At 70.5% G+C, this 20,472-nt stretch carries 14 protein-coding genes and 1 pseudogene; 8 read left to right on the forward strand and 7 right to left on the reverse strand.

Features of this window, described 5'->3' with window-relative positions:
* Window positions 1–111 precede the first annotated feature (111 nt).
* Complete coding sequence (locus FSW06_RS10885) at window positions 112–1,968, reverse strand: hypothetical protein (RefSeq protein WP_010120542.1); 1,857 nt, start codon at window positions 1,966–1,968, stop codon at window positions 112–114.
* A gap of 103 nt (window positions 1,969–2,071) precedes the next feature.
* Between FSW06_RS10885 and FSW06_RS10890 the strand changes: the two genes are divergently transcribed.
* From FSW06_RS10890 to FSW06_RS10905, 4 genes are all read left to right on the forward strand, one after another.
* Entirely contained in the window at window positions 2,072–3,220 is a 1,149-nt protein-coding gene (locus FSW06_RS10890) for a glycosyltransferase family 4 protein (protein ID WP_040430221.1), read from the forward strand.
* A 344-nt stretch (window positions 3,221–3,564) separates the two neighbouring features.
* Window positions 3,565–4,665 (forward strand): quaternary amine ABC transporter ATP-binding protein, encoded by a 1,101-nt coding sequence (locus tag FSW06_RS10895; RefSeq protein WP_010120538.1) that lies wholly within the window; start codon window positions 3,565–3,567, stop codon window positions 4,663–4,665.
* A gap of 3 nt (window positions 4,666–4,668) precedes the next feature.
* The gene (locus FSW06_RS10900; protein WP_010120537.1) at window positions 4,669–5,532 is read left to right on the forward strand and encodes an ABC transporter permease; all 864 of its coding nucleotides are present in this window, start codon (window positions 4,669–4,671) and stop codon (window positions 5,530–5,532) included.
* A gap of 13 nt (window positions 5,533–5,545) precedes the next feature.
* On the forward strand, window positions 5,546–6,586 hold the full coding sequence (locus tag FSW06_RS10905; protein WP_010120535.1) for a glycine betaine ABC transporter substrate-binding protein: 1,041 nt from the start codon (window positions 5,546–5,548) through the stop codon (window positions 6,584–6,586).
* 24 nt (window positions 6,587–6,610) lie between these two features.
* On the opposite strand, the gene FSW06_RS10910 is transcribed toward FSW06_RS10905, so the two are convergent.
* Together FSW06_RS10910 and pgfA are read right to left on the reverse strand one after the other, a co-directional pair.
* Entirely contained in the window at window positions 6,611–8,164 is a 1,554-nt protein-coding gene (locus FSW06_RS10910; RefSeq protein ID WP_010120533.1) for an MmpA family trehalose lipid delivery protein, read from the reverse strand.
* A gap of 164 nt (window positions 8,165–8,328) precedes the next feature.
* Window positions 8,329–9,516, reverse strand: a complete 1,188-nt coding sequence (gene pgfA / locus FSW06_RS10915; RefSeq protein WP_010120531.1) for a cell envelope lipid trafficking protein PgfA — start codon at window positions 9,514–9,516, stop codon at window positions 8,329–8,331.
* Window positions 9,517–9,549: 33 nt separating this feature from the next.
* Here pgfA and FSW06_RS14795 point away from each other — a divergent pair, with 33 nt between their 5' ends.
* Window positions 9,550–10,764, forward strand: coding sequence for an acyltransferase family protein (locus tag FSW06_RS14795; protein ID WP_010120529.1), 1,215 nt, complete (start codon window positions 9,550–9,552; stop codon window positions 10,762–10,764).
* 1,396 nt (window positions 10,765–12,160) lie between these two features.
* Here the strand turns inward: FSW06_RS14795 and FSW06_RS15095 are convergent.
* The 3 genes and pseudogenes from FSW06_RS15095 to FSW06_RS10935 form a co-directional block, all read right to left on the reverse strand.
* Window positions 12,161–14,149, reverse strand: a pseudogene (locus tag FSW06_RS15095) (DUF3367 domain-containing protein); the annotation flags it as partial.
* Between the two features lie 38 nt (window positions 14,150–14,187).
* On the reverse strand, window positions 14,188–14,382 hold the full coding sequence (locus FSW06_RS10930) for a DUF2613 domain-containing protein (RefSeq protein WP_010120524.1): 195 nt from the start codon (window positions 14,380–14,382) through the stop codon (window positions 14,188–14,190).
* On the reverse strand, window positions 14,383–14,877 hold the full coding sequence (locus tag FSW06_RS10935) for a universal stress protein (RefSeq protein WP_010120522.1): 495 nt from the start codon (window positions 14,875–14,877) through the stop codon (window positions 14,383–14,385). It lies immediately after the preceding gene.
* Between the two features lie 37 nt (window positions 14,878–14,914).
* Between FSW06_RS10935 and FSW06_RS10940 the strand changes: the two genes are divergently transcribed.
* Complete coding sequence (locus tag FSW06_RS10940) at window positions 14,915–16,087, forward strand: glycoside hydrolase family 3 N-terminal domain-containing protein (protein ID WP_010120521.1); 1,173 nt, start codon at window positions 14,915–14,917, stop codon at window positions 16,085–16,087.
* Window positions 16,088–16,127: 40 nt separating this feature from the next.
* Window positions 16,128–17,849 carry a VanW family protein gene (locus FSW06_RS10945; protein WP_010120519.1) on the forward strand — a complete coding sequence of 574 codons (1,722 nt, stop codon included), beginning with the start codon at window positions 16,128–16,130 and terminating at the stop codon, window positions 17,847–17,849.
* Window positions 17,850–17,913: 64 nt separating this feature from the next.
* Here FSW06_RS10945 and FSW06_RS10950 read toward each other — a convergent pair whose 3' ends face one another.
* Window positions 17,914–18,357: a MarR family winged helix-turn-helix transcriptional regulator gene (locus FSW06_RS10950; protein ID WP_010120516.1), complete on the reverse strand. Its 444-nt coding sequence runs from the start codon at window positions 18,355–18,357 to the stop codon at window positions 17,914–17,916.
* A 393-nt stretch (window positions 18,358–18,750) separates the two neighbouring features.
* On the opposite strand from FSW06_RS10950, the gene FSW06_RS10955 reads away from it, so the two are divergent.
* Window positions 18,751–20,361 (forward strand): MFS transporter, encoded by a 1,611-nt coding sequence (locus FSW06_RS10955; protein WP_238525958.1) that lies wholly within the window; start codon window positions 18,751–18,753, stop codon window positions 20,359–20,361.
* Window positions 20,362–20,472 lie beyond the last annotated feature (111 nt).

The following is a 20,472-nucleotide window of genomic DNA, read 5'->3' on the forward strand; positions in this document are numbered from 1 at the left end:
ATTCCGTCCCATCCGTGGCATGGGACGGACGGAATGTCGGCGCAAAGTCGGTCGGCGCGGGATTGTCCTGTGACATGCGTCGATGATGGCACACGGCCTCACATCACGACCTCACATCGTCGGGTAGTCGTCGTGGAGGTTGACGCTGTGGAACTCGACCGAGCCGTCCGGCAGCTTCCAGTAGTGCAGCCGCCGGGCCGCCGCTGTGCTGGTCTCCAGGTCGACCCGGAAGGCCTTCGCCCCGTCCGTGTGCCGGACGACCCGGGGCGCGCCACCGCTGGTCCCGGCCCGGAAGGCATGGTGGCGCGACGTCCGATCCTCATAACCGGCGGCGATCCAGGCGAGCACGTCCGGCAGCTTCCGGCGGGCCGATTCCCCCGCGCCCACCGTCTTCTCCACCGAGGCGAGGAAACCGTCGCCGAAGCGGTAGTTCAGCGGGTGGTCTGCCTTCGCCGGGGCATCGACATTGCGGGCCCAGCTCAGCCGGATCTCCTCGGCGAGCTGGTCGTCGGGCGCGGTGAACTCGGTGCCCTTGAGCACGCATTCGGTGTACACGGTCTGCCGGTCGACCCGCAGCTTCCGGCTGCCCCGGGGACGGCGACCGGAGGCCCCGGACGTCCCCGACGTCCCGGCCGCAGCCGTCCCGGCGGGGACCCCGGCCACGCCGCCGGGCAGACTGAGCCCCGCCGCCGTCAACCGGTCCCGCAGCAGTGCATTCTCCTGGTCCAGCCGGTCGTGTTCGTCCCAGGCGTACCTGTTTTCGTCGTTGACGGTGTTCAGCGCATCCCGCAGCCTGTCGATCTCCGCGGACAGGCCGTGGATCTGCGCCCGCAGCGCCGGCACGCGCCCGCGCAGCACGGCCAGTTCACTGTCCGGACCCGCGGAAGGCGAAGTTGCAGGAGACGGGGCGGCGGTATCCGCCGACTCAGCCGACCCCGCCGACCCAGCCGACCCCGCCGACCCTGCCGGCCCGGACAGCCACGCCGGCCCACCGTCGCGCAGCGCCGGGGCGTCCCGCAGTCGTGCCGTACCGTCGACCACCGGTCCGACGGCGATCCGCACCTGGCCCTCCCGCTCACTGACCGACTGCACCCGTACCGTCACCACGTCACCGGTGGCTGCCGTCCGGTCGATGCCCTGCTGCGTCAGCGTCGAGCCCGTACCCGGGATGACCTGCACCCCGACCTGACTCTTCCCGGCCTTCCCGGTCACGACCGCCGGGTAGCACCCGCCGACGACCAGCTCCGCCACCATCGCCGCCGGCTCGCGCAGACCGTCGAGGGACGCCACGGTTCCGTCCGCCCCGAGAGTGCCCCGCACCTCGTCGCCGTCCCGGAACAGCCCGTCGACGGTCACGGTCGGACTGACCTGCAGGGCGTCCAGATCCAGCTGCAGGACGCCGAACGCACCCGGGGCGTCCGACGACGTGACCATCGCCGACCGCGGGGACAGTGCCCCGGAGAACTCGCCGCGGAACGGGCGCACCGCGGCCCGGTCGGCGTCCGGCGCCGGGCGGTGCAGGTCAGCGGCCGCCAGAATGACACGGAGCCGGTCGATGACCACCCCGGTCACCCGGTCCGCGTTGGCGTCGGTGATGCCGGTGAACAGCAGGTCATCGGCGAACGGGTCGGTCATCCAGCCGAGATCGTGCGCCGGGTAGATACGCGCCGCACCGTTGTAGGGTGTCGCATCCGGCGGCATCGCGCCGGTGAACGCCCGGGTGAGGTCCGGATTCTCGATGACGACCAGGCGGATGTCGTCCGGGAACTCGTCGGTGATGCGGGACAGGTCGAGTTGCACCTCGCGGGTCCGGTTGACCGCGGTGACGACCAGGGTCGGGACGCCCGCCGCGCCGGTGCACAGGGATTCCGCCAGCGCGAGGATCTCCGGCGCCGTGGTGACCGTGGTGACGGTGACAGCAGCGGTGACGGTGGTGGCGGGCAGGCGGTCAGCGGTGACGGTGTTCATGGCCGCAGACCGTAGCGCGCCCACCGGACAGGAACGTGCGGCCACGACCGCCGTCGTCGAACACCGTGACGGACCACCACCCGGTGCTACCCTGACCTCCATCATGAGAGTTCTTCTGCTGTGCTGGCGGGATGTCGGCCACCCTGAGGGCGGGGGCAGCGAGGTCTACCTCGAGCGCGTCGCCGAGTACCTGGCGGACCCCGCACACGGCGGCCACGACGTCACCGTCCGCACCGCCCGCTACCCGGGGTCCGTCCGGACCGAACGGCGCAACGGGGTGACCTACGTCCGCGGCGGCGGGAAGATCACTGTCTACACCACCGCCTGGTGGTACATGCTCCGCCACCGGTTCGGGCCGGCGTCCGGCCGTTTCGATGTCGCCGTGGACACCCAGAACGGCATGCCGTTCTTCGCCCGCATCTTCGCCGGCATGTTCGGCGGTGCCCGGACCATCCTGCTCACCCACCACTGCCACCGGGAACAGTGGCCGGACGCCGGCCCCGTGGTCTCCCGCGTCGGCTGGTTCGTCGAATCCCGGCTGTCGCCGCTGGTCAACCGGGACGTCCCCTATGTCACCGTCTCCGATTCGAGCCGGCGGGAGCTCGAGGATCTGGGCGTGGATCCCGGACGGATCCGGATCATCCACAACGGTGTGGACGTGCCGGAGGAGCTGCAGGCCGGCCGCACGCTGCCACCCAGGCCGGAGGTGACCCCGGGCGGTGCCCCGCACCTGGTCACCCTCTCGCGGCTCACCCCGCTCAAGCAGATCGAGCACGCGGTGGACGCCCTCGCCGGCATCCTCCCGGCCTACCCGGGCGCGGTCCTCGACATCGTCGGCGACGGCTGGTGGGCCGACAATCTCCACCGCTACGTCGCCGACCGGGGGCTCGGCGGCCACGTGGTCTTCCATGGTCACGTCGACGGTGACGACAAGCAGCGGCTGCTCGCCGGTGCGGCGCTGCACCTCATGCCCAGCCGGAAGGAGGGGTGGGGGCTCGCGGTGATCGAGGCGGGCCTGCACGGCGTCCCGACGGTCGGCTACTCGACCTCGGCGGGGCTGCGCGACAGCGTGGTCGCGGGGGAGACCGGCGTGCTCGTCGACGACCGGGACGCCTTCACCGCGGCGGTCCGCGAACTGCTCGACAATGACGGTCTGCGACGGCGACTGGGGGAGGCCGCCCGCACCCGCGCGCTCGGCTTTTCGTGGGACGCCACGGGCGCGGCCTGGCGGGACCTCATCGAACACCGCTGAGGCGGGCGGCCGGGAGCCGTCGTCGGCGGGGCCGAGGCAGATCCGGGCAGGGGCCGGGACGGGGCCCGGAGAAGCCGGGAAAGGCGCAGGTGACCACCGAGATTGCGCTGGTGAGTTCCGGGTTTTTGCACTGTCGCGTTCCGCCCGTCATTCCGGGTGGAATTCCCCCGACTTTCGGGGTGAATTCCGGGCACATCGCCGGGCATATTCGCGATACATTCCGCCCGGTTTGCCGTCGGTCCGGGCCGCTGTCAAATCGGGTGGACCTGCAGCGGCGATCCGTGATCTCCGCTACGCTGGAACGACGGTAACTGACTGACGTTCACGACTGGAGGCTACCCGCGATGAGTGCGGTAAAGGCCGAACACCTGTACAAGGTCTTCGGCAGACACGGTAAAGAGGTCATCAGGCGGCTCGAACAGGGGGAGGACCGCAGTGAGTTGACGAACCTGGGGACCGCCGCCGTCATTGACGCGAATTTCGAGGTCGCCGAGGGGGAGATTTTCGTCGTGATGGGCCTGTCCGGCTCCGGAAAATCGACCCTCATCCGCATGATCAACGGGCTGTGGAAACCCACGGCGGGCACGGTCGAGGTCATGGGGAAGAATATCTCCGACCTCAACAACCGGGAGCTGCGTGACCTGCGTGCCAAGCACGTGTCCATGGTCTTCCAGCACTTCGCGCTGCTGCCGCACCGCACGGTGCGGGACAATGCCGCCTACGCCCTGGAGATCCAGGGTGTGGGCAAGGAGGAGCGGCTGGCCAAGGCTGACGAGTGGCTCGGCAAGGTCGGCCTCGCCGGCTGGGGCGACAGCCTGCCCGGCGAGCTCTCCGGCGGTATGCAACAGCGGGTGGGACTGGCCCGCGCGCTCGCCGCGGAGACCGACATCCTGCTCATGGACGAGGCGTTCTCCGCGCTCGACCCGCTGATCCGCACCGAGATGCAGGACCAGCTCATCGAGCTGCAGCACGACCTGAAGAAGACCATCATCTTCATCAGCCACGACCTCAACGAGGCGATGAAGCTCGGCGACCGGATCGCGATCATGCGCAACGGTCGGATCAACCAGATCGGCACCGCCACCGAGATCCTCACCCACCCGGCCGACAGCTACGTGGAGAAGTTCATCGCGGACGTCGACCGGTCGCGCATCATCACCGCCGCCAACATCATGCAGCCGGTCGAGGAGAACGTCGACACCGGCGGCTGGGCCGTGGTCCACCCCGACGACAATGTCTCGGACCTGTGGGAGGCCTCGGCGCAGGCCAACGGTCAGGTCGGCGTGGTCGACGACGGCAAGGTCGTCGGCCGGGTCGGATACTCCGACATCGTCGGCGCGATGGTGCCCGCCGAGGCGGACTCCCCTGATGACGCTGCTGACGCTGACGGAGCCACCGACACGGCCACCGACGAGGCCGCCGACACCGGGAAGAAGGAGGACTAGACCGTGGGTACCATCGCCAATCCCGACGTTCCCCTCGGAGACTGGGTCTCCGACTTCATCGACTGGTTCACCGACGCGTTCAGCTGGCTGCTGGACTTCATCGGTACCGTCCTCGACGGCCTGCACGACGCCTTCCACTGGGTGCTCGACTCGCCGACCTACCCCTGGCTGGTCGTCATCTTCGGCCTCACCGCCTGGGCGGCGGTGAGCTGGAAGGCCGGTATCTTCACCGCGGTCGGTTTCTACCTGGTCCGGGCGGTCGACGAGTGGCCGCAGGCCATGGAGACCCTCTCCCAGGTCCTCGTCGCCGTGCTCATCGCCGTGATCATCTCGGTGCCGCTGGGTATCTGGGCGGCGAAGTCCGAGACCTGTTCGAAGATCGTCAAGCCGGTCCTCGACTTCATGCAGGCCATGCCGGCCCTGGCCTACCTGGTGCCGATCATCGTCATCTTCGGCATCGGCGTGACCCCCGGCATGATCGCCACCCTCATCTTCTGCATGCCGCCCGGTGTCCGCTTCACCGAGCTGGCGATCCGTCAGGTCGACAAGGAGACCGTCGAGGCCGGCCGCGCCTTCGGCGCGACCCCGGCGCACATTCTGTTCCGCATCCAGCTGCCGCTGGCGCTGCCGACGATCATGGCCGGCATCAACCAGGTCATCATGCTGGCCCTGTCCATGGTGGTGCTCGCCGGTATGGCCGGCGCCCCCGGCCTCGGCGCGGACATCACCGCGGCGATCAGCAGCATCAACGTGCCGCTGGGTGTCAACGCCGGTGTGGCGGTCGTCATCCTCGCCATCTTCCTGGACCGCGTGACCGCGGGTCTGGGCAACAAGACCCCGCTGGCCAGAGCACAGAAGAACGCATAGGAGGAGCTGGACCATGACTACCAGGCTGACTACCAGTCTCAGTAAGCGCACCGGCGTCCGACGCGGCGTCCGGACCGTCGGCGGCGTCCTCGCGGCCGGCGCCCTCACACTGACCATCGGCGCGTGCGGCGCGAAGAACTCCAATGACCAGGTCGAGGGCGGCGGTGGCAGCAGTGTCACCGATCAGTTCGCCGACTGCACCCCCGGTGACGGGTCCGCGGACGTGTCGCAGATGGAGACCGACGGCAACAAGTCCCTCACGCTGGCCGCATTCAACGGCTGGGACGAGTCCTTCGCGGCATCCCACCTGCTCAAGTACGTCCTCGAGAAGGAGGGCTACTCGGTGGACATCCAGGAACTGGACGCCGGCCCCGGCTACACCGGGCTGTCCCAGGGGGACATCGACGTCGCCGTGGACACCTGGCTGCCGGTGACGCACGAAAGCTACCTGAAGCAGTTCGGTGACAAGATCGAGGCCCAGGGCTGCTGGTACGACAACGCGAAGCTCACGCTGGCCGTCAACGACGATTCCCCGGCGAAGTCCATCTCCGATCTCAAGGACATGGGTGACGACTACGGTAAGCGGCTCGTCGGTATCGAGCCGAGTGCCGGGTTGACCGAGCAGACCAAGAAGGCCATCCCGGTCTACGGTCTCGACGACTGGAACTTCCAGATCTCCTCGACACCCGCGATGCTCGCCGAGTTGAAGAAGGCGACGAACGCCGGCGACGATATCGCCGTCACCCTGTGGCGTCCGCACTGGGCCTACGACGCGTTCCCGGTCCGGGACCTCGAGGATCCCGAGGGCGCGATGGGCGATGCGGAGAACATCTTCAACTTCTCCCGCACCGGTTTCGACGACGACAACCCCTATGTCGCCCAACTGCTGCACAACCTCGTCATCAACGACGACAATCTCGCGTCGCTGGAGAACATCATGTTCTCCGACGACCACTACGGCGGCAAGAACAAGGACAAGGCGGTCGCGGAGTGGGCGGAGGCACACCCCGACTTCATCACGGACTGGAAGGCCGGCACCCTCGGCGGGAAGTAGCCCCGCCGCCGGATTCCGCCCCGCTCACCGCAGGTCGAAGAGGCGCCAGTCGCCGTCCGACCAGGTGGGCGTGAGATCCGCCAGGGCGTCCGGCAGCGCCACCGGGGCAGCGCCGTCGCCGGTGACGACCACCCGGTCGATGCCGTGGCCGGTGAGGTCCCGGACAGTCACCGTCCCGTCCGCCAGCCCGGCGAGCAGTGTGACGGTCTCCGGATCCCCGTCGACGACCTGCCCGTCGACGACCAGGTAGCCGGGATCCACCGGCGATCCCGGCAGCATCTTCAGCAGCGGGTCGAGCGTGGGACGCCCGGCAATGACCCGGTAGTTCCCCGGCGGCCACAGCAGCGTCCGACCGTCGCCGACTCTGTCTGCGACCTGCGCGTACCGGGCGTCCAGCGTCACCGGCCGCAGGTCCGCGAGATCGCGTGGCAGGGCGGGGACCTGCAGCCACACCAGCAGGCAGGACGCCACCACGACCGTTGCGGCCCCGGCCCGACCACGGAGGGGTCCCGGCAGCAGGCCCGTCAGCACCGCCAGGGCCGGCAGCGCGAGGACCACGAACTTCTGGGTGTCCCGCAGCAGCCCGGCCCCCGGGACCGTCTCCAGCAGTCCACCGAGCAGGGCGAGCCCCGGTCCGGTGGCCGCCAGGGCGGGGACGACCACCGCGACCGCCGCCAGCACCACCAGCCGACGCAGCGGCCCGGGCAGCATCCGGCGCCGCACGAGGACCACCACCACCGCCACGGCCACCAGTGCGAGGACCACACCGGCGAGCGCCGCCGGCCCCGACGCCCGGGAGGCGGGCACCGCCTGCGCATTCCAGATCCCGCCGAGACCGGCGAGGGCACCGGGCGTGCCGACGAACGGTTCGGCCCGGGCGGCGAAGAGTTCCGCCCCCCGGGAATCGGCCAGCGTGTCCGGAGCGCTGAGCAGGGAGGGCACCAGCCAGGGCAGGGCGAGCAGCGCACCGGCGCCGAGCGGCACCAGTGCGCGGCGCCGCCACCCGGCGGCGGTGCAGGCGGTCACCACGCCGAGGACCAGCCCGGTGGGCGTCAGCGCGCACACCGCCAGCACCAGGATCAGGACTGCCGTGCGCCGGCCCCGCTGTCTCGGCCGACCCCGGTCACTGTCCCGGGTCCCGGTACCGGCGGCCAGCCAGGCCACGAGCGGCAGCAGCATCCCGGCGGCCACCACCGACCAGTGGCCCTGCAGCAGCCGTTCGGCGACGTAGGGGTTCCACGGCGCGACTGTCGCGGCGAGGAACCGGCCGGGCAGCCGGGCACCGTGGCGTCCGGCGAGGCCGGCCGCCCCGAGGGCACCGGCGAACCCGGCGGCGAGCATCAGCGCCGAGACGACGACCGGTGGCGGGATGACGGGGGAGAGGAGTGCGAGGACGGCGTCCTGTGGGACGGCACGTGCCGGGCCGTCAGCACCGCGGGCGAGGTCGTTGAGCGCCATCGTCGGGGGGACGACCATGTCGCGCAGGACCAGGGCCTGTCCCCGGAAGCCGGCGACCAGCCCCTCGACGAACGGCCAGAGGACCACGACGGTGAGCAGTGCGCACCAGGCGGCGAGCACCCCGGTCCGCGCTGCCCACCCTGACCGCCCTGCCCGCCATCGGCCAGACAGGTTTTTCACACCTGACCGGGCACCGGATCCGGAATAACCCCAGGTCAGTTTCCGCCCCTCGGGATCCGGGGTGTGAAAAACCGGACGGGACGGGGACACGGGGAGCCGCTCCCTCAGCTGCGTCGGATGAGGACGACCGCGTACCCGACGAGCAGGATCCCGATGATGCCCGCACCCCACGGGATGTACTGGCCGACGGTGTTCATCCACCGGGTCGCGGACTTCGCCTCCGACATCTGTGCCTCAACCGTCGCGTCATCGTAGGCACCGGGGTAGTAGAGCGCGGTGCGCTGCGGATTGTCGAGTTCGCGGTCCTTGTCGGCGACGATGCGGTCGGCGTCGGCGGCGTCCCGGGCGTAGAACAGCCACGTCTCCTCCTCCTCGTTGACGATCACACCGGTCTTCGGGTGGACGTGGAGGGTGCGGTGGACGGTGTAGTACCGGCTCATCTCCACGTCGGGGCCCTCCCCCCGACCGTCCCAGCCGTCGACGTCGTCGGCGGTGAGCCCCCAGACCTTCGCGGGGAAGGTGAGTTTCAGGGAGGCGAGGGTCTGCCGGTCCGCGTCCGACAGGTCCCCGTCGGAGGAGAGCATCTGCTCGACCTGCGGGAACTGTTCGGTGGGGTGGATGACCTGCTCATAGCGGTAGACGGTCTCCCCGTCGATCTTCTCCTTGTCGACGAAGTCGATGTTCCGGGTGCGCAGGACCTGCCGGTCGAAGTACGGGTAGGCCTTCTTCTGCGTCCCGAACGGGAACCGGAACTGCAGTCCGGTGCGGGTGAACTGGGGGGTCTCCTCCTCGACCCGGTCACCACCGCTGCCGGGGACCCCGGGGGCGGTGATGTCGAGGGAGGAGACCGGCTCGTCGACCGGCATGGCGGTCCTGCGGTCCAGGGTGGTGCGGTCGACGGTGGAGGTGACGAGGTTGCGGGGTTCGGGCAGGTCGGTGCGGACCAGGGAGCTGCCCGCCTCGAGCGTGACCTTCTTCTTGGAGGTCGGCTCCTGGGCGATGAGGTGCTGCTGGTTCTTCAGCTCGATGTCGTGCCAGATGAAGCAGCTCACCGGCTTGTCCGGCGCGGCACCCCGGCATTCCGGACGCCGCGCATTGTCGCCGACGGCCTTCCCCGCCGCCATCGCCGCGGAGTCCAGCAGCCGACCCTGTGCGGGTGCTGTCGCCACATAGGTGTCGATGTCCTTGGGAATCACCTTCCCGGCCGGCAGCACGACGGCGGGGAGCGCAACGGCGAGCACGAGCAGCGCCACCCCGACGACGAGTGCCGTGTGGGTGAGGATTCTCTTCATGTCCCGCAACACTACCGGTAGCCTGGGACGGTCATGGTCGCCCCACGCCCCTTCCTCCCCGCACTGGAAGGACTGCGCGCCTGTGCGGCCCTCGGCATCGTGGTCACCCACGTCGCCTTCCAGACCGGGAATGACACGGGGGCGCTGTTCAACCGGATCCTGGCCCGGTTCGACTTCTTCGTGCCGGTGTTCTTCGCCCTCTCCGCGTTCCTGCTCTGGCGCCGCCACCACGACCAGGTCGGGGACTGGGCGGGCTACTACGTCCGACGGTGCGGCCGGATTCTGCCAGCCTACTGGGTGGTGGTGGCGGTGGTGCTGCTCCTGCTGCCGGTGGCGGGGCATCCCGGCGGGTGGCCTGCGGTGGCGAACATCCTGCTGATCCAGAACTACCTGCCCGACGGCCTCCTCGGCGGGCTGACGCATCTCTGGTCACTGTGCGTGGAGATGTTCTTCTACCTGGTCCTGCCGGTGATCGCCGTCGTGGTCGGACGCCGCCGCCGGCGTGTCCGTGTCCTCGGCATCGTCCTGCTGGGCCTGGTCGGGGTGGCGTGGCCGTTCCTCGCGGTGGTTGTCCCCGGTTTCGATCCCTCGGACGGCGGCGTGAATCCGCACATCATGCCGTGGGCCTTCTTCGCCTGGTTCGGGGTGGGCATGCTCGCCGCGGAGCTGGAGGGTTTCCTGCAGGACGCCCCGGCCGCCGTCCGGGACACGGCCCGGCGCTGGGCGGGACGCCGCTGGCTGTGGCTGCTCGTCGCCCTGGCCGCCCTGGTTGTCGCGGCACTGCTGGGACCCGAGGGGCTCACCCAGGCGACACCGTGGCAGTTCGTCCGCCGCAACCTGTGCGGCCTGGTCTTCGCCGCGGCTCTGGTCGGGCCGTACGTGGTGGAGCCGGCCGCCCCGGTGCTGGAGAGCCCGGTGATGCAAGCACTGGGCCGCTGGTCCTATTCGGTGTTCCTGTGGCACATCGCGGTGCTGTCGCTGGTGTTCCCGCTGCTGGGGATCGGACTGTTCCGTGGCGGCTACCTGGCGACGGCGGTGGTGCTGGTGGCGACGGTGGTGTTCACCGTTCCGGTGGCGGCGGTGAGCTATGCCCTGGTGGAGGATCCTGCCCGTCATGCCGTGAACCGGTGGTGGCGTCGTGCGGTCCGTGCCGATCACGCCGATCACGCCGGTCACGCCGACCACGCCGACCATGCCGACCGTGCCGGGCAGCCCCGCCGTGCCGGTCGCGCCGGGCGCGTCGGCTGAACAGCGTGGCGGCGACCGCGACGAGGAAGCAGATCTCCGGGAGCCAGGAGGTGCCGGCGTAGCCGTCGGTGCCGCCACCGCCCCACGGGCCGCGGGTGAACAGCGCGGCACCGAGACCCCCGGCGACGAGGACCACGGCCTGACTGAGCCGCGACGTTCCGGCGGCGGTGACCGGCATGACCGGCATGACCGGCGTGGCCGGCAGAGTCCGGGCGGCGGCCCCGTCGGCCCCGCTGGCCCTGTCGGCCGTGCCGGGCCGGCGGCGCCGGAACAGCAGGAGACTGCTGAGCCAGCCGAGCACCAGGACGACGGCCGCCGCCAGACCCGCCGCCAGCCAGGCCCGGTAGGTCCCGGTCGCCGTGAACTCCACGTCCACCGCCCCGGCGAGATCACTGCCGTTGCCGTCGCTGCTGTCGGCGCCGCCACCGTGCCGTGCCACCAGATCGGCGGGGACGACCCAGCCCTGCTGCCAGCCGTTGACGGTGACCGGGGCGAGGTCCTCCCCGTCCAGCGTCGCGCTCCGCCCGGGGTTCACCGTGGTCGGGGTGACGAGGAGCCGACTCCCCGCCGGAAAATCGGCCGCCGGCCGGGCGGGCGCGGCACCGTCGACCTCCAGCGAGACCCACCGGGCCTGCGTCCGGACCACGTGCTCCCCGGCGGTCAGCGGCACCCGGTCTCCGCAGTGCCTCGGCGTCCCGTCGATCTCCACGGGCATCCCGCAGTCCGCCGCCGTCACCTGCACCGACGTGTCCGCCGGCACCGGGAGGACCCGGCGCAGTGTGCCCTCCGGCACCTCCTGGCCCAGCACCCAGCGCTGCGGCAGGCCACCGGCCCCGGTCTCCGACGCCGGGACGACGATGTCGCGGCGCGGGGTGACATCCCGCCCGCCGTTGAGCTCGGTGAACGTCACCTCGGAGAGACCGGCGTGCGCCCCGGCGCCGAGGATCCGCAGCCGGACCCGGTCCGACCGGCCCGCCGGCAGGATGAACTCCCCGGACCGCCCCTCGGGGACCGCGACCGTCGAGGTCGCGACCGTCTGTCCGTCCAGTGACGTCTCCGCCTGCAGCCGGATCCCCGCACTCTGCGCCTCGGCGGTGAGCCGCAGCTGGCCGACCGGGCGGTCGAAGGAGAAGTCCAGCCACTGGTTCACCGTCGCCCCGTCCGCCGGCCGCCAGGCGGTCGTCGTGTCCCCGTCGACGGCGGCGTTGACCCCGGAGAGGGTGTCGGCCCCGGTGGCGTTCGTGGCGTCCGCCTGCGAGGAACTCGCGGTGACCGTCCCACCGCTCTGCCGGACCCGGGTCTCCGGGACCGGCGACTCCACCGGGTAGTCGCGCTCACGGTTGCGGCTGCGCCGGGGGTCGTCGGTGGCGAGGATCTCCGAATCGGGACTGCTGACCTCGCCGAAACTGTGTTCACGGCGCGCCGGGGTGTCGGTGACGGTCGTGGCGCCGGAGCCGGTGAGGATCCGGTCGCGGACCGGGCGCCCGGCGGCGGCGTCCGCCTCCGCGAGCCGCGGCAGCACCTCCGGCCCGCCGGCGACGGCCTCCAGCTGCCCGGGGTCGGCGGGGTCGATGAGCCGGGGGCCGGCCGTCCCGTCACCGACCCGGAAGATGCGCAGTTCACCGTCGCCGAAGGACGCCTCCTCGGTGAACCCCGGGGACCGTCGCAGGGTCCGGAGTGCGTCACGGGAACCGGGGGTGTCCGCGACGCGGGCGAGATCGGCCCGGACGAGGATGAACCCGACCCCCTGCTGGTCGAGGGCGGCGGACAGGCCGGGGGCCGGGGTGCCGGTGTCGAAGGCGCGCTGGACCCCGTCGAGGCCGCGGATCGCCTCCGGCGGCACGAGCGGCACGGCGTCCCGGACCACCCACGGCACGTCGAGCAGGGCCTGTGCCGGTTCGTCACGGGTGTTTCCCCAGGTCTGGCGGGCGGTGGCGGCGCGCGGCAGGATCATCGTCCGGGTGTCGGCGGCCGTCGGGGAGTGGTTGAGCCAGTCGGCGGCTTGCACCCAGGCGTCCGGCACCGACCGGTACCCGCCCTGCGGGGCGAGCGTCCCGGACCAGGCGGGGGCGGTGACGACGGCGGTGAGCAGGCCGACCGCGGTGACCGCGACGACGGGCCGGTTCGCCTCCGGGTGCAGCCAGGCCCGTCGACCGGCCGTGGTCCGCGGCGACGGGACGCGCAGCCCGCCGAGCAGGTGCACCACGCCGACGAGCAGCGGGAGGTGGACGAGGACGTCGAATTTGTGGAGGTTGCGCAGCGGCGCCCCGGCCCCGTCGAGGAAGGCCCGCACCTGGTCCGCCACCGGGGAGAACGGCCCCGGGAGCCAGAAGACCAGCAGCCCCACCACCAGCAGCGACAACCATGCCGGACGCCACGGCAGGTCACGTCGCGACAGTCCCCACAGCCCCAGGACAGCGACCGCGAGCGTGCCGGCGACGAAGACGGGTTCGGTGACCAGGGCGTGGCCGGCGACCCGTTCGTCGGTGAGGTAGGGGGTCCAGCTGGTCGTCCCGCGCAGAACCTCGCCGAGACTGAACCAGTTCGTGGTGATCCCGGCGGATTCGATGAAGTCGGTGAACGGCGGGGAGTACCGGCCGAGGATCAGCAGCGGGCCGACCCACCAGAAGCAGGCGAGCACGCCGGCGGGCAGCCACCAGCCGAGGAACCGCCACGCGGTCCGGCGCACCAGGGGCGTCCGGGAACAGGCCCCGGCGACCAGCCAGACGAGGACGGTGGGCAGTACGGCGGCGCCGGTGGCGACCGCGTTGACCGCCCCCAGACACAGCACCGCGACCGCACTGCCGAGCGCGGCGCGCGCGATCTTCCGGGGTTCCGGACGCCGCCGGTGGTGTGCGGTGACCAGCACCCCCACCAGGGGCGTGAGGACCCAGGGGGTGAGGGCGACCGGCCACGCCTCCGAGGAGATGGCGCCGAGCGTGGTGAGGATGCGGGGGCTCAGCGCGAACAGGACCGCGCCGGTGATCCGGGACCAGCGGGACCACCGGTCACCGCTGAGCAGGTTGAGCAGGTCGAGCAGCCGGAGCATGCCGGCGAAGGCGGTGACGAGCAGCAGCCACCACCACAGCCGCTGGGTGAGCCAGTCGGGCAGCGGGTCGAGCAGTGCGAAGAACAGGCCCTGCGGGAACAGGTAGCCGTAGGCCTGGTTCTGCAGCTGGCCGAGGGGGAAGACGTCGGTCCAGGGAGACAGCGCCTGGTGGAGGAACGACCAGGGGTCGGCGACGAGGTCGTGTTTGGTGTCGGCGACGGTCAGCCCGGGGGACTGCAGCAGGGCCACGGCCAGCCAGCCGACCACGGCGACGGACCAGCCGCGGCGGGAGAGCGACGGCTGTCCCGCACCTGCCACACGTGAGACAGGTGACACGCGTGGCCGGCTGTGCTGGCGTGGCGGGCGCTGTGAAGTCAGCGGCGCTCCCCGTACTCGACGGAGCCGAGGACGGCGTTGCCGGCGTCGACCGAGTCAGCGGGCAGGTCGGTGTTGTCCGCCATCGCCGCGGCGCCGAAGGCGATGAGGCCTCCGATGACCACGCCGACGACGGCGGAGGCCACGGCCGGGCCGAGGGTCCGGCGGCCGGGGGAGTCGGACTCGAAGGGCATCTAGTCGTCCCCTTCCATCGGCGGGACGATGAACACGGGGCGTCCGGCGTGCTTGACGATGCTGTCCGCGGTGCTGGTCTGCATCAGTGAACGCCAGCCGGACAGAGCGCGGGTCCCGACGAGGATCATGGAGACATCGAGTTCGGTGGCGGCGTCCACGATGGCGGTCCACACCGCGGTGGAGGATTCCACCAGGTAGGGCTCGGTGTTGAAGCCGTGGTCGCGGGCCTGGGCGACGCCCTCGCGGCAGATGGCGACGGCCTCGGTGTAGGCGGGGTCCTCGCCCTCGGCGTCGTCGACGGCGGACACGTCGGCGGTGGCGATGCCGCCGACACCGGCGGCGCGGGCGGCCTGCCGGTGGATCGGCTCCCAGGCGGTGAGGATGTACGCGTTCTTCGTGGACAGGAAGCGTCCGGCGTACCGGATCGCACCCTTGGCCTGTTCGGAACCGTCGTAGGCGATGAGGACTGTATCTCCCGTGTAGTCACTGCTCATGTTTCTCAGCGTAGCGCGGACGGGTACGGTCGGGGCCATGATCACCCGACGTGTCACCGCCCTGATCACCGGACTGGCCTGCGCCGGGGTGCTCGCCGCCTGCAGCGACGGGGGGAATGACGGCGACGGGGGGACCGCCGCACCGTCCGCGACGGGTGGGGCGGCGGGGGATACCGCGGCGCAGACCACCGGCGAGACCCCGACCGCGGACGTCGCCGACGACGCCCGGCTCGCCGCCGCCACCCTGGCGGTCGGCGTCACCGGGTTCGACGACGCCGCCGCCGCGGTCGACCTGGGGGTGCGTCACCTGTTCATCGGCTCGGACACGGATCTCACCATGCTCAACGGCCAGGGCGACCCGGCCCGCAGCATCGACGCACTGCGTGACCGGGCGGGCGGGGACCTCACTGTCTCGGTCGACGAGGAGGGCGGTCAGGTCCAGCGGCTGGCCGGCATCATCGGCGAGCTGCCGTCCGCCCGCGAGATGGCCGCCACGATGACCCCGGAGGAGGTCGGCGCCCGGTTCGCCGACCACGGCCGGAAGATGCACGACCTCGGCATCACCATGGACTTCGCCCCGGACGTCGACCTCGACGGCGGGCAGAACGTCAGCGACAACGCCATCGGCGACCGGGCGTACTCCGCCGATCCGGAGGTCGTCGTCCGGTACGCCGGGGCCGCGGTCGACGGTCTGCAGCAGGCGGGGATCACCCCGGTCATCAAGCACTTCCCGGGGCACGGGCACGCCACCGGCGACTCGCACGCCGGGACCGTCAGCACGCCGCCGCTGGACCAGCTGGACGCCGACCTGCAGCCGTTCCGGGAGCTGGCCTCCCGCGACGGGGTGGCGGTCATGGTCGGTCACATGCAGGTCCCCGGACTCGACACCGCCGACGGAGCCGTGCAGGGTGCGACCACCCCGTCGTCGCTGAACCCCGCCGCCTACGGGCTGCTGCGTACCGCGGTGCCCGGCGGCGGGATCGGATTCACCGGCACCGTCTTCACCGACGACCTCACCGGTATGCAGGCGATCACCGACCTGCACTCCGGGCCGGAGGCGGTCGTCACCGCACTGCAGGCGGGTGCGGATGTCCCGCTGACCTCCACCGCCGCCGATGTGCAGGGCAGTATCGACGCGATCGTGGCGGCCCTGTCGGACGGGCGGCTCGACCGGGGCGTCCTGCAGCAGGCGGCGGACCGGTCGGTCTGACCCGATGGTTCCTGTGCGTCTCAACAGATAAGGTGTGGGCGTGACCAGTAACGAGTACTCCGCCGACTATGCCGACCTCCCGCCGAGACGTGGCTGGGGCCGCCGATTCTGGTGGCTGTGGCTGCTCATCGGACTGGTGGGGCTCGGCGGTGTGCTCTACGCCGTCGACACGGTCATGACCGAGGGCAACGTCCCCCGCGGCGTGACCGTCGGCGGGGTGGACATCGGCGGCATGTCGAAGAGCCAGGCGGAGGCCCGGCTGCAGAATGCGCTGGGCGAGTCCGTGAAGACCCCCGTCGTCGTCACCGCGGGGAACCTCCAGTCGCAGCTCGACCCGGTGACCTCCGGCCTGTCGGTCGACTGGGAGGCGACCGTCGACCAGGCCGGTCAGCAGCCGAAGAACCCGCTCACCCGGATCACCAGTTTCTGGCACACCCGGGAGGTCGGCATCGTCAGCCGGTTCAACGACCAGCGGCTGTCCGCCACCACCGGGCGGATCACCGACGAACTGACGCGGCAGCCGGAGGACGCGAAACTCAGCATCAACGACCAGGGGAAACCCGACATCGTCGATGATGTCGCCGGGCAGCAGGTCGACCGGGACGTCGTCACCGAGGGCGTCCGCGACCATTGGCTCAACGCCGACCACCGGGTCCCGGTGGATGCGGAGGTCACCGAGGCCGGGACCCGGCGGGACGCCGCCGAGCGGGCGGTGAGGGACGTCGTCGACAAGGTCACGGCCGGCGACGTCACCTTCGCCGGACGCGACGGGGTCGACGGGCTGCTGCGCCCGGCGGACATGGGGAAGGTCGTCACCTTCACCGCGGCGGGCGGCCACTTCGACCCGCAGTGGAACAAGGACGCCGCGAAGGACATCCTCTCGGCCCAGCTGGCCTCCACGGAGGTCGAGTTCCGCAACGCCAACTTCGACGTGCACGGTCGGGACCTGCACGTCATCCCGTCCCAGGACGGGGTCCTCATCAACTGGGACAGGACGCTCGACCCGCTCGACGAGAAACTGCTGGCCTCCGGTGACCGGCACAACGAGGTCAGTTACGAGGACAAGAAGGCCACCTACACCACCGAGATGGCGGAGAAGGCGAACTTCAACGACGTCATCGGTTCCTTCACCACCGGTGGATTCGCCGGGGATTCCGGGGTGAACATCCGGCGGGTCGCCGACCAGGTCAACAATGCGGTCGTGCTGCCCGGGGAGACCTTCAGCCTCAACGGGTACACGGGCCCGCGCGGCACCGCCCAGGGGTACGTGGAGGCCGGCGTGATCGAGAACGGTCACGCGGACCGGGCCGTCGGCGGCGGCATCAGCCAGTTCGCCACGACGCTCTACAACGCCTCCTACTTCGCGGGGATGACCGACGTCGCGCACACCCCGCACTCCTACTACATCAACCGCTATCCGGCGGGCCGGGAGGCGACCGTCTTCGAGGGGGCGATCGACCTCCAGTTCAAGAATGACTCGGAGACGCCGATCCTCATCGAGACCCGGGCCGGTGATTCCGATGTCACCGTCGACATCCGCGGGGTGAAGACGGTGGACGTCGAATCCATTCCGGGGCCGAAGACCGACTACACGGATCCGCAGCGCATGGAGCTCAGCGGCGACAAGTGCTCGCCGTCGAGCGGGTCGCGCGGGTTCACGACCTCCGACACGAGGGTGGTCCGGGGCCTCGACGGCAAGGAGCTGTCGCGGGAGACGACGAAGACGAAGTACGATCCGTCGCCGATCGTGACCTGCCGCTGATTCGCTGACCGGTCCGGTCGCGCAGCCGGCCGACGGTGCGACCGACAGGGGGCAGTCGACAGGGTCAGTCGGTGTGGTTGCGGGCGTAGCGGCCGATGCGGCGGGCCAGGGAGCGGACCTTGTCCGCCTCATCCTGGGTGACTCCGACGGCACGGGCGACCTCGATCTGCATCACGGCCGCGTCGTGCTGGAGGGCGCGGCTGCTGTCGGTCAGTTCCACGGTCACGCGCCGGTTGTCCTCGGGGCTGCGTGACCGGTGGACGAGGCCGGCCGATTCCATGCGCTTGAGCAGCGGGGACAGTGTGCCGCTGTCGAGGTGGAGGTGGTCGCCGAGCTGTTTGACGGACATGGAGCCGTCGCTGCAGTCCCACAGGGCCACGAGGACGAGGTACTGGGGGTAGGTGATGCCCCACTCGGTGAACCACGGGCGGTAGATCCGTTGCATGTTGTGGATACCGTCGTACAAGGCGAAACAGACGTGGTCGTCGAGTGGAAGTGATCTGCCCATATCTGCCGATTATCGTTCCCCGTCACGTTGCGCGCAATATTTCCGGCGAATTTCGTAGTGCTTAATACATGTTATTCAGTTTGGAAACTTAATGGCAATAACAAAATATTACTTTGATTAGTAGTTCTCCGGGACGTCCGGAGGACAGGAAACCCACCTTCCAAGGAGGAACCCCTCATGGGTCTTGTTGCCGGTCTCATCGATGGCGTCGTCAATCTCGTCGACGGACTTGTCGGCATTGTCGGTGATCTGCTGCACCTGGTACTCGGCGGGCTGTAGAACGCCCGCGGACGGCGTGCCGCACCCGTCGCCACGCCCTCCGACCCCGGTTCCCGCCGTCAAACCTCCGGGAACCGGGGTCCCGTCATGTTCGCCTCCGATACAGTGACAGGAATGAGCCCTGTATCCGGCCGCCACCGCCGCACCCCGCCGCACACCATCGGGTGGAGTCTCGGAGTGTCCGCGATCTCGACGGTGATGATGACACTCGACATCACCATCGTCCTCGTGGCGCTCCCCGCGATCACCAGTGATCTCGGACTCTCCCTCTCCGGAGCGCAGTGGGTGATCAACGCCTACAGCCTCACCTTCGCCTCCCTCATGCTCGCCGCCGCGAGTCTGTCGGACATCGTCGGACGCCGCACCATCTTCCTCATCGGCCACGTCCTCTTCCTCGCCGCCTCCGTCGGCTGCATCCTCACCGGCTCCGAGGCCGGCATCATCGCCTTCCGCGCCGTCCAGGGCGCCGGCGGTGCACTCGTCTTCGGCACCGCCACACCACTGCTGGCGGACGCCTTCCCCGAAGCGATGAAGGCACAGCGGACCAAGGCGGTCGCCGCGATGATGGGCATCGGTGGCGCGGCGAGCGCCTTCGGCCCGCTCATCGGCGGGGCGCTGGTGGAGACCGGACAGTGGCGGTGGATCTTCGCCATCAACATCCCCATCGGCATCCTCACGATCCTCGCCACGCTGATCTTCGTCCCGGACCTGCACCGCCGCGGGGACGCCTCCGCCGCACCGTCGGTCGCACCGTTCGCCATGGTCCTCACCGTCGGCGCCCTCGTGCTGCTCAACTACGGGATCATCGACGGACAGGAGCAGGGTTGGACGAGTCCGGTCATCATCGCCGCACTCGGTGCCGGCGTCCTGCTGTTTCTCGCCCTGGTGTTCTGGGAGCTCGGCAAGCGCGACCGGGCGATGATCGACTTCCGGCTGTTCCGGATCCCCTCGTTCGCCACCGTCACCTTCAACGCCTTCGCCTCCCGGATGTTCAGCTTCGGCATGCTGCCGTTCATCATCCTCTGGCTCTCCGGGCAGCTGGGACTGTCCGCCCTCGAGATCGGCTACGTGTCCTCGGCACTCGCCGTACCGATGGTCGTCTTCTCGGCGGTGGGGATCGCAGTGGTGCGGTGGATTCCGGTCGGGTGGGTGCAGGGCATCGGTATGGTCATCGTCGCCGGTGGTCTCATGCTGGGGCTGCGCATCGGCCTCGACTCGGGCTGGGCCGACCTCATCCCCATGTTCCTCGTCATGGGTGTGGGCACCGGGCTGATGCTGCCGCATGTCATGAGTCTGGCGGTGGAGGTCGTGCCGGCCTGGCGCACGGGTATGGCGTCCGGTCTGGCGAACACCGCCCTGCCGCTGGGCACCGCCTTCGGCGTCGCGGTCTACGGCGCGTACCTGTCCCACCGGGTGAACAACGGTCTGGACGGTCTGCCGATCCCGGACCAGTTCCGCGACCGGGTCTCGGAGGCGGCGGAGGCAGGCCAGTTCCGGGCGCTGGCGGAACAGTCCGCGCCGCTGGCGGAGAAGGCGCGCGACTTCTTCCTCGACGGGCTGCACGGCATCTTCGTCATCGCCGCGGTCCTCGCGCTGGTCGGTGCGCTGGCGAGTGTCGTGTTCATCCGGAAGGGGCGCGCGACCGCACCGGACGCCGGGTCGGATGCTGTGCCGGCCTCTGGCCCGGGCGTCGCAGCCGGTGCACGGTCGGCGATGGCGGAGTAACCTCCGGTGACGACACAAGGTCACGGCGGTGGGGCTCGCCGTACCCAACCTCGTCGGGGCGTCCCGACGACAACAGTCCCTGCCCGATGCGCCCGCGCGCGCGAAAGGTAG

It is taken from the genome of Corynebacterium nuruki S6-4 (assembly GCF_007970465.1).
Taxonomy (GTDB): Bacteria; Actinomycetota; Actinomycetes; order Mycobacteriales; family Mycobacteriaceae; genus Corynebacterium; species Corynebacterium nuruki.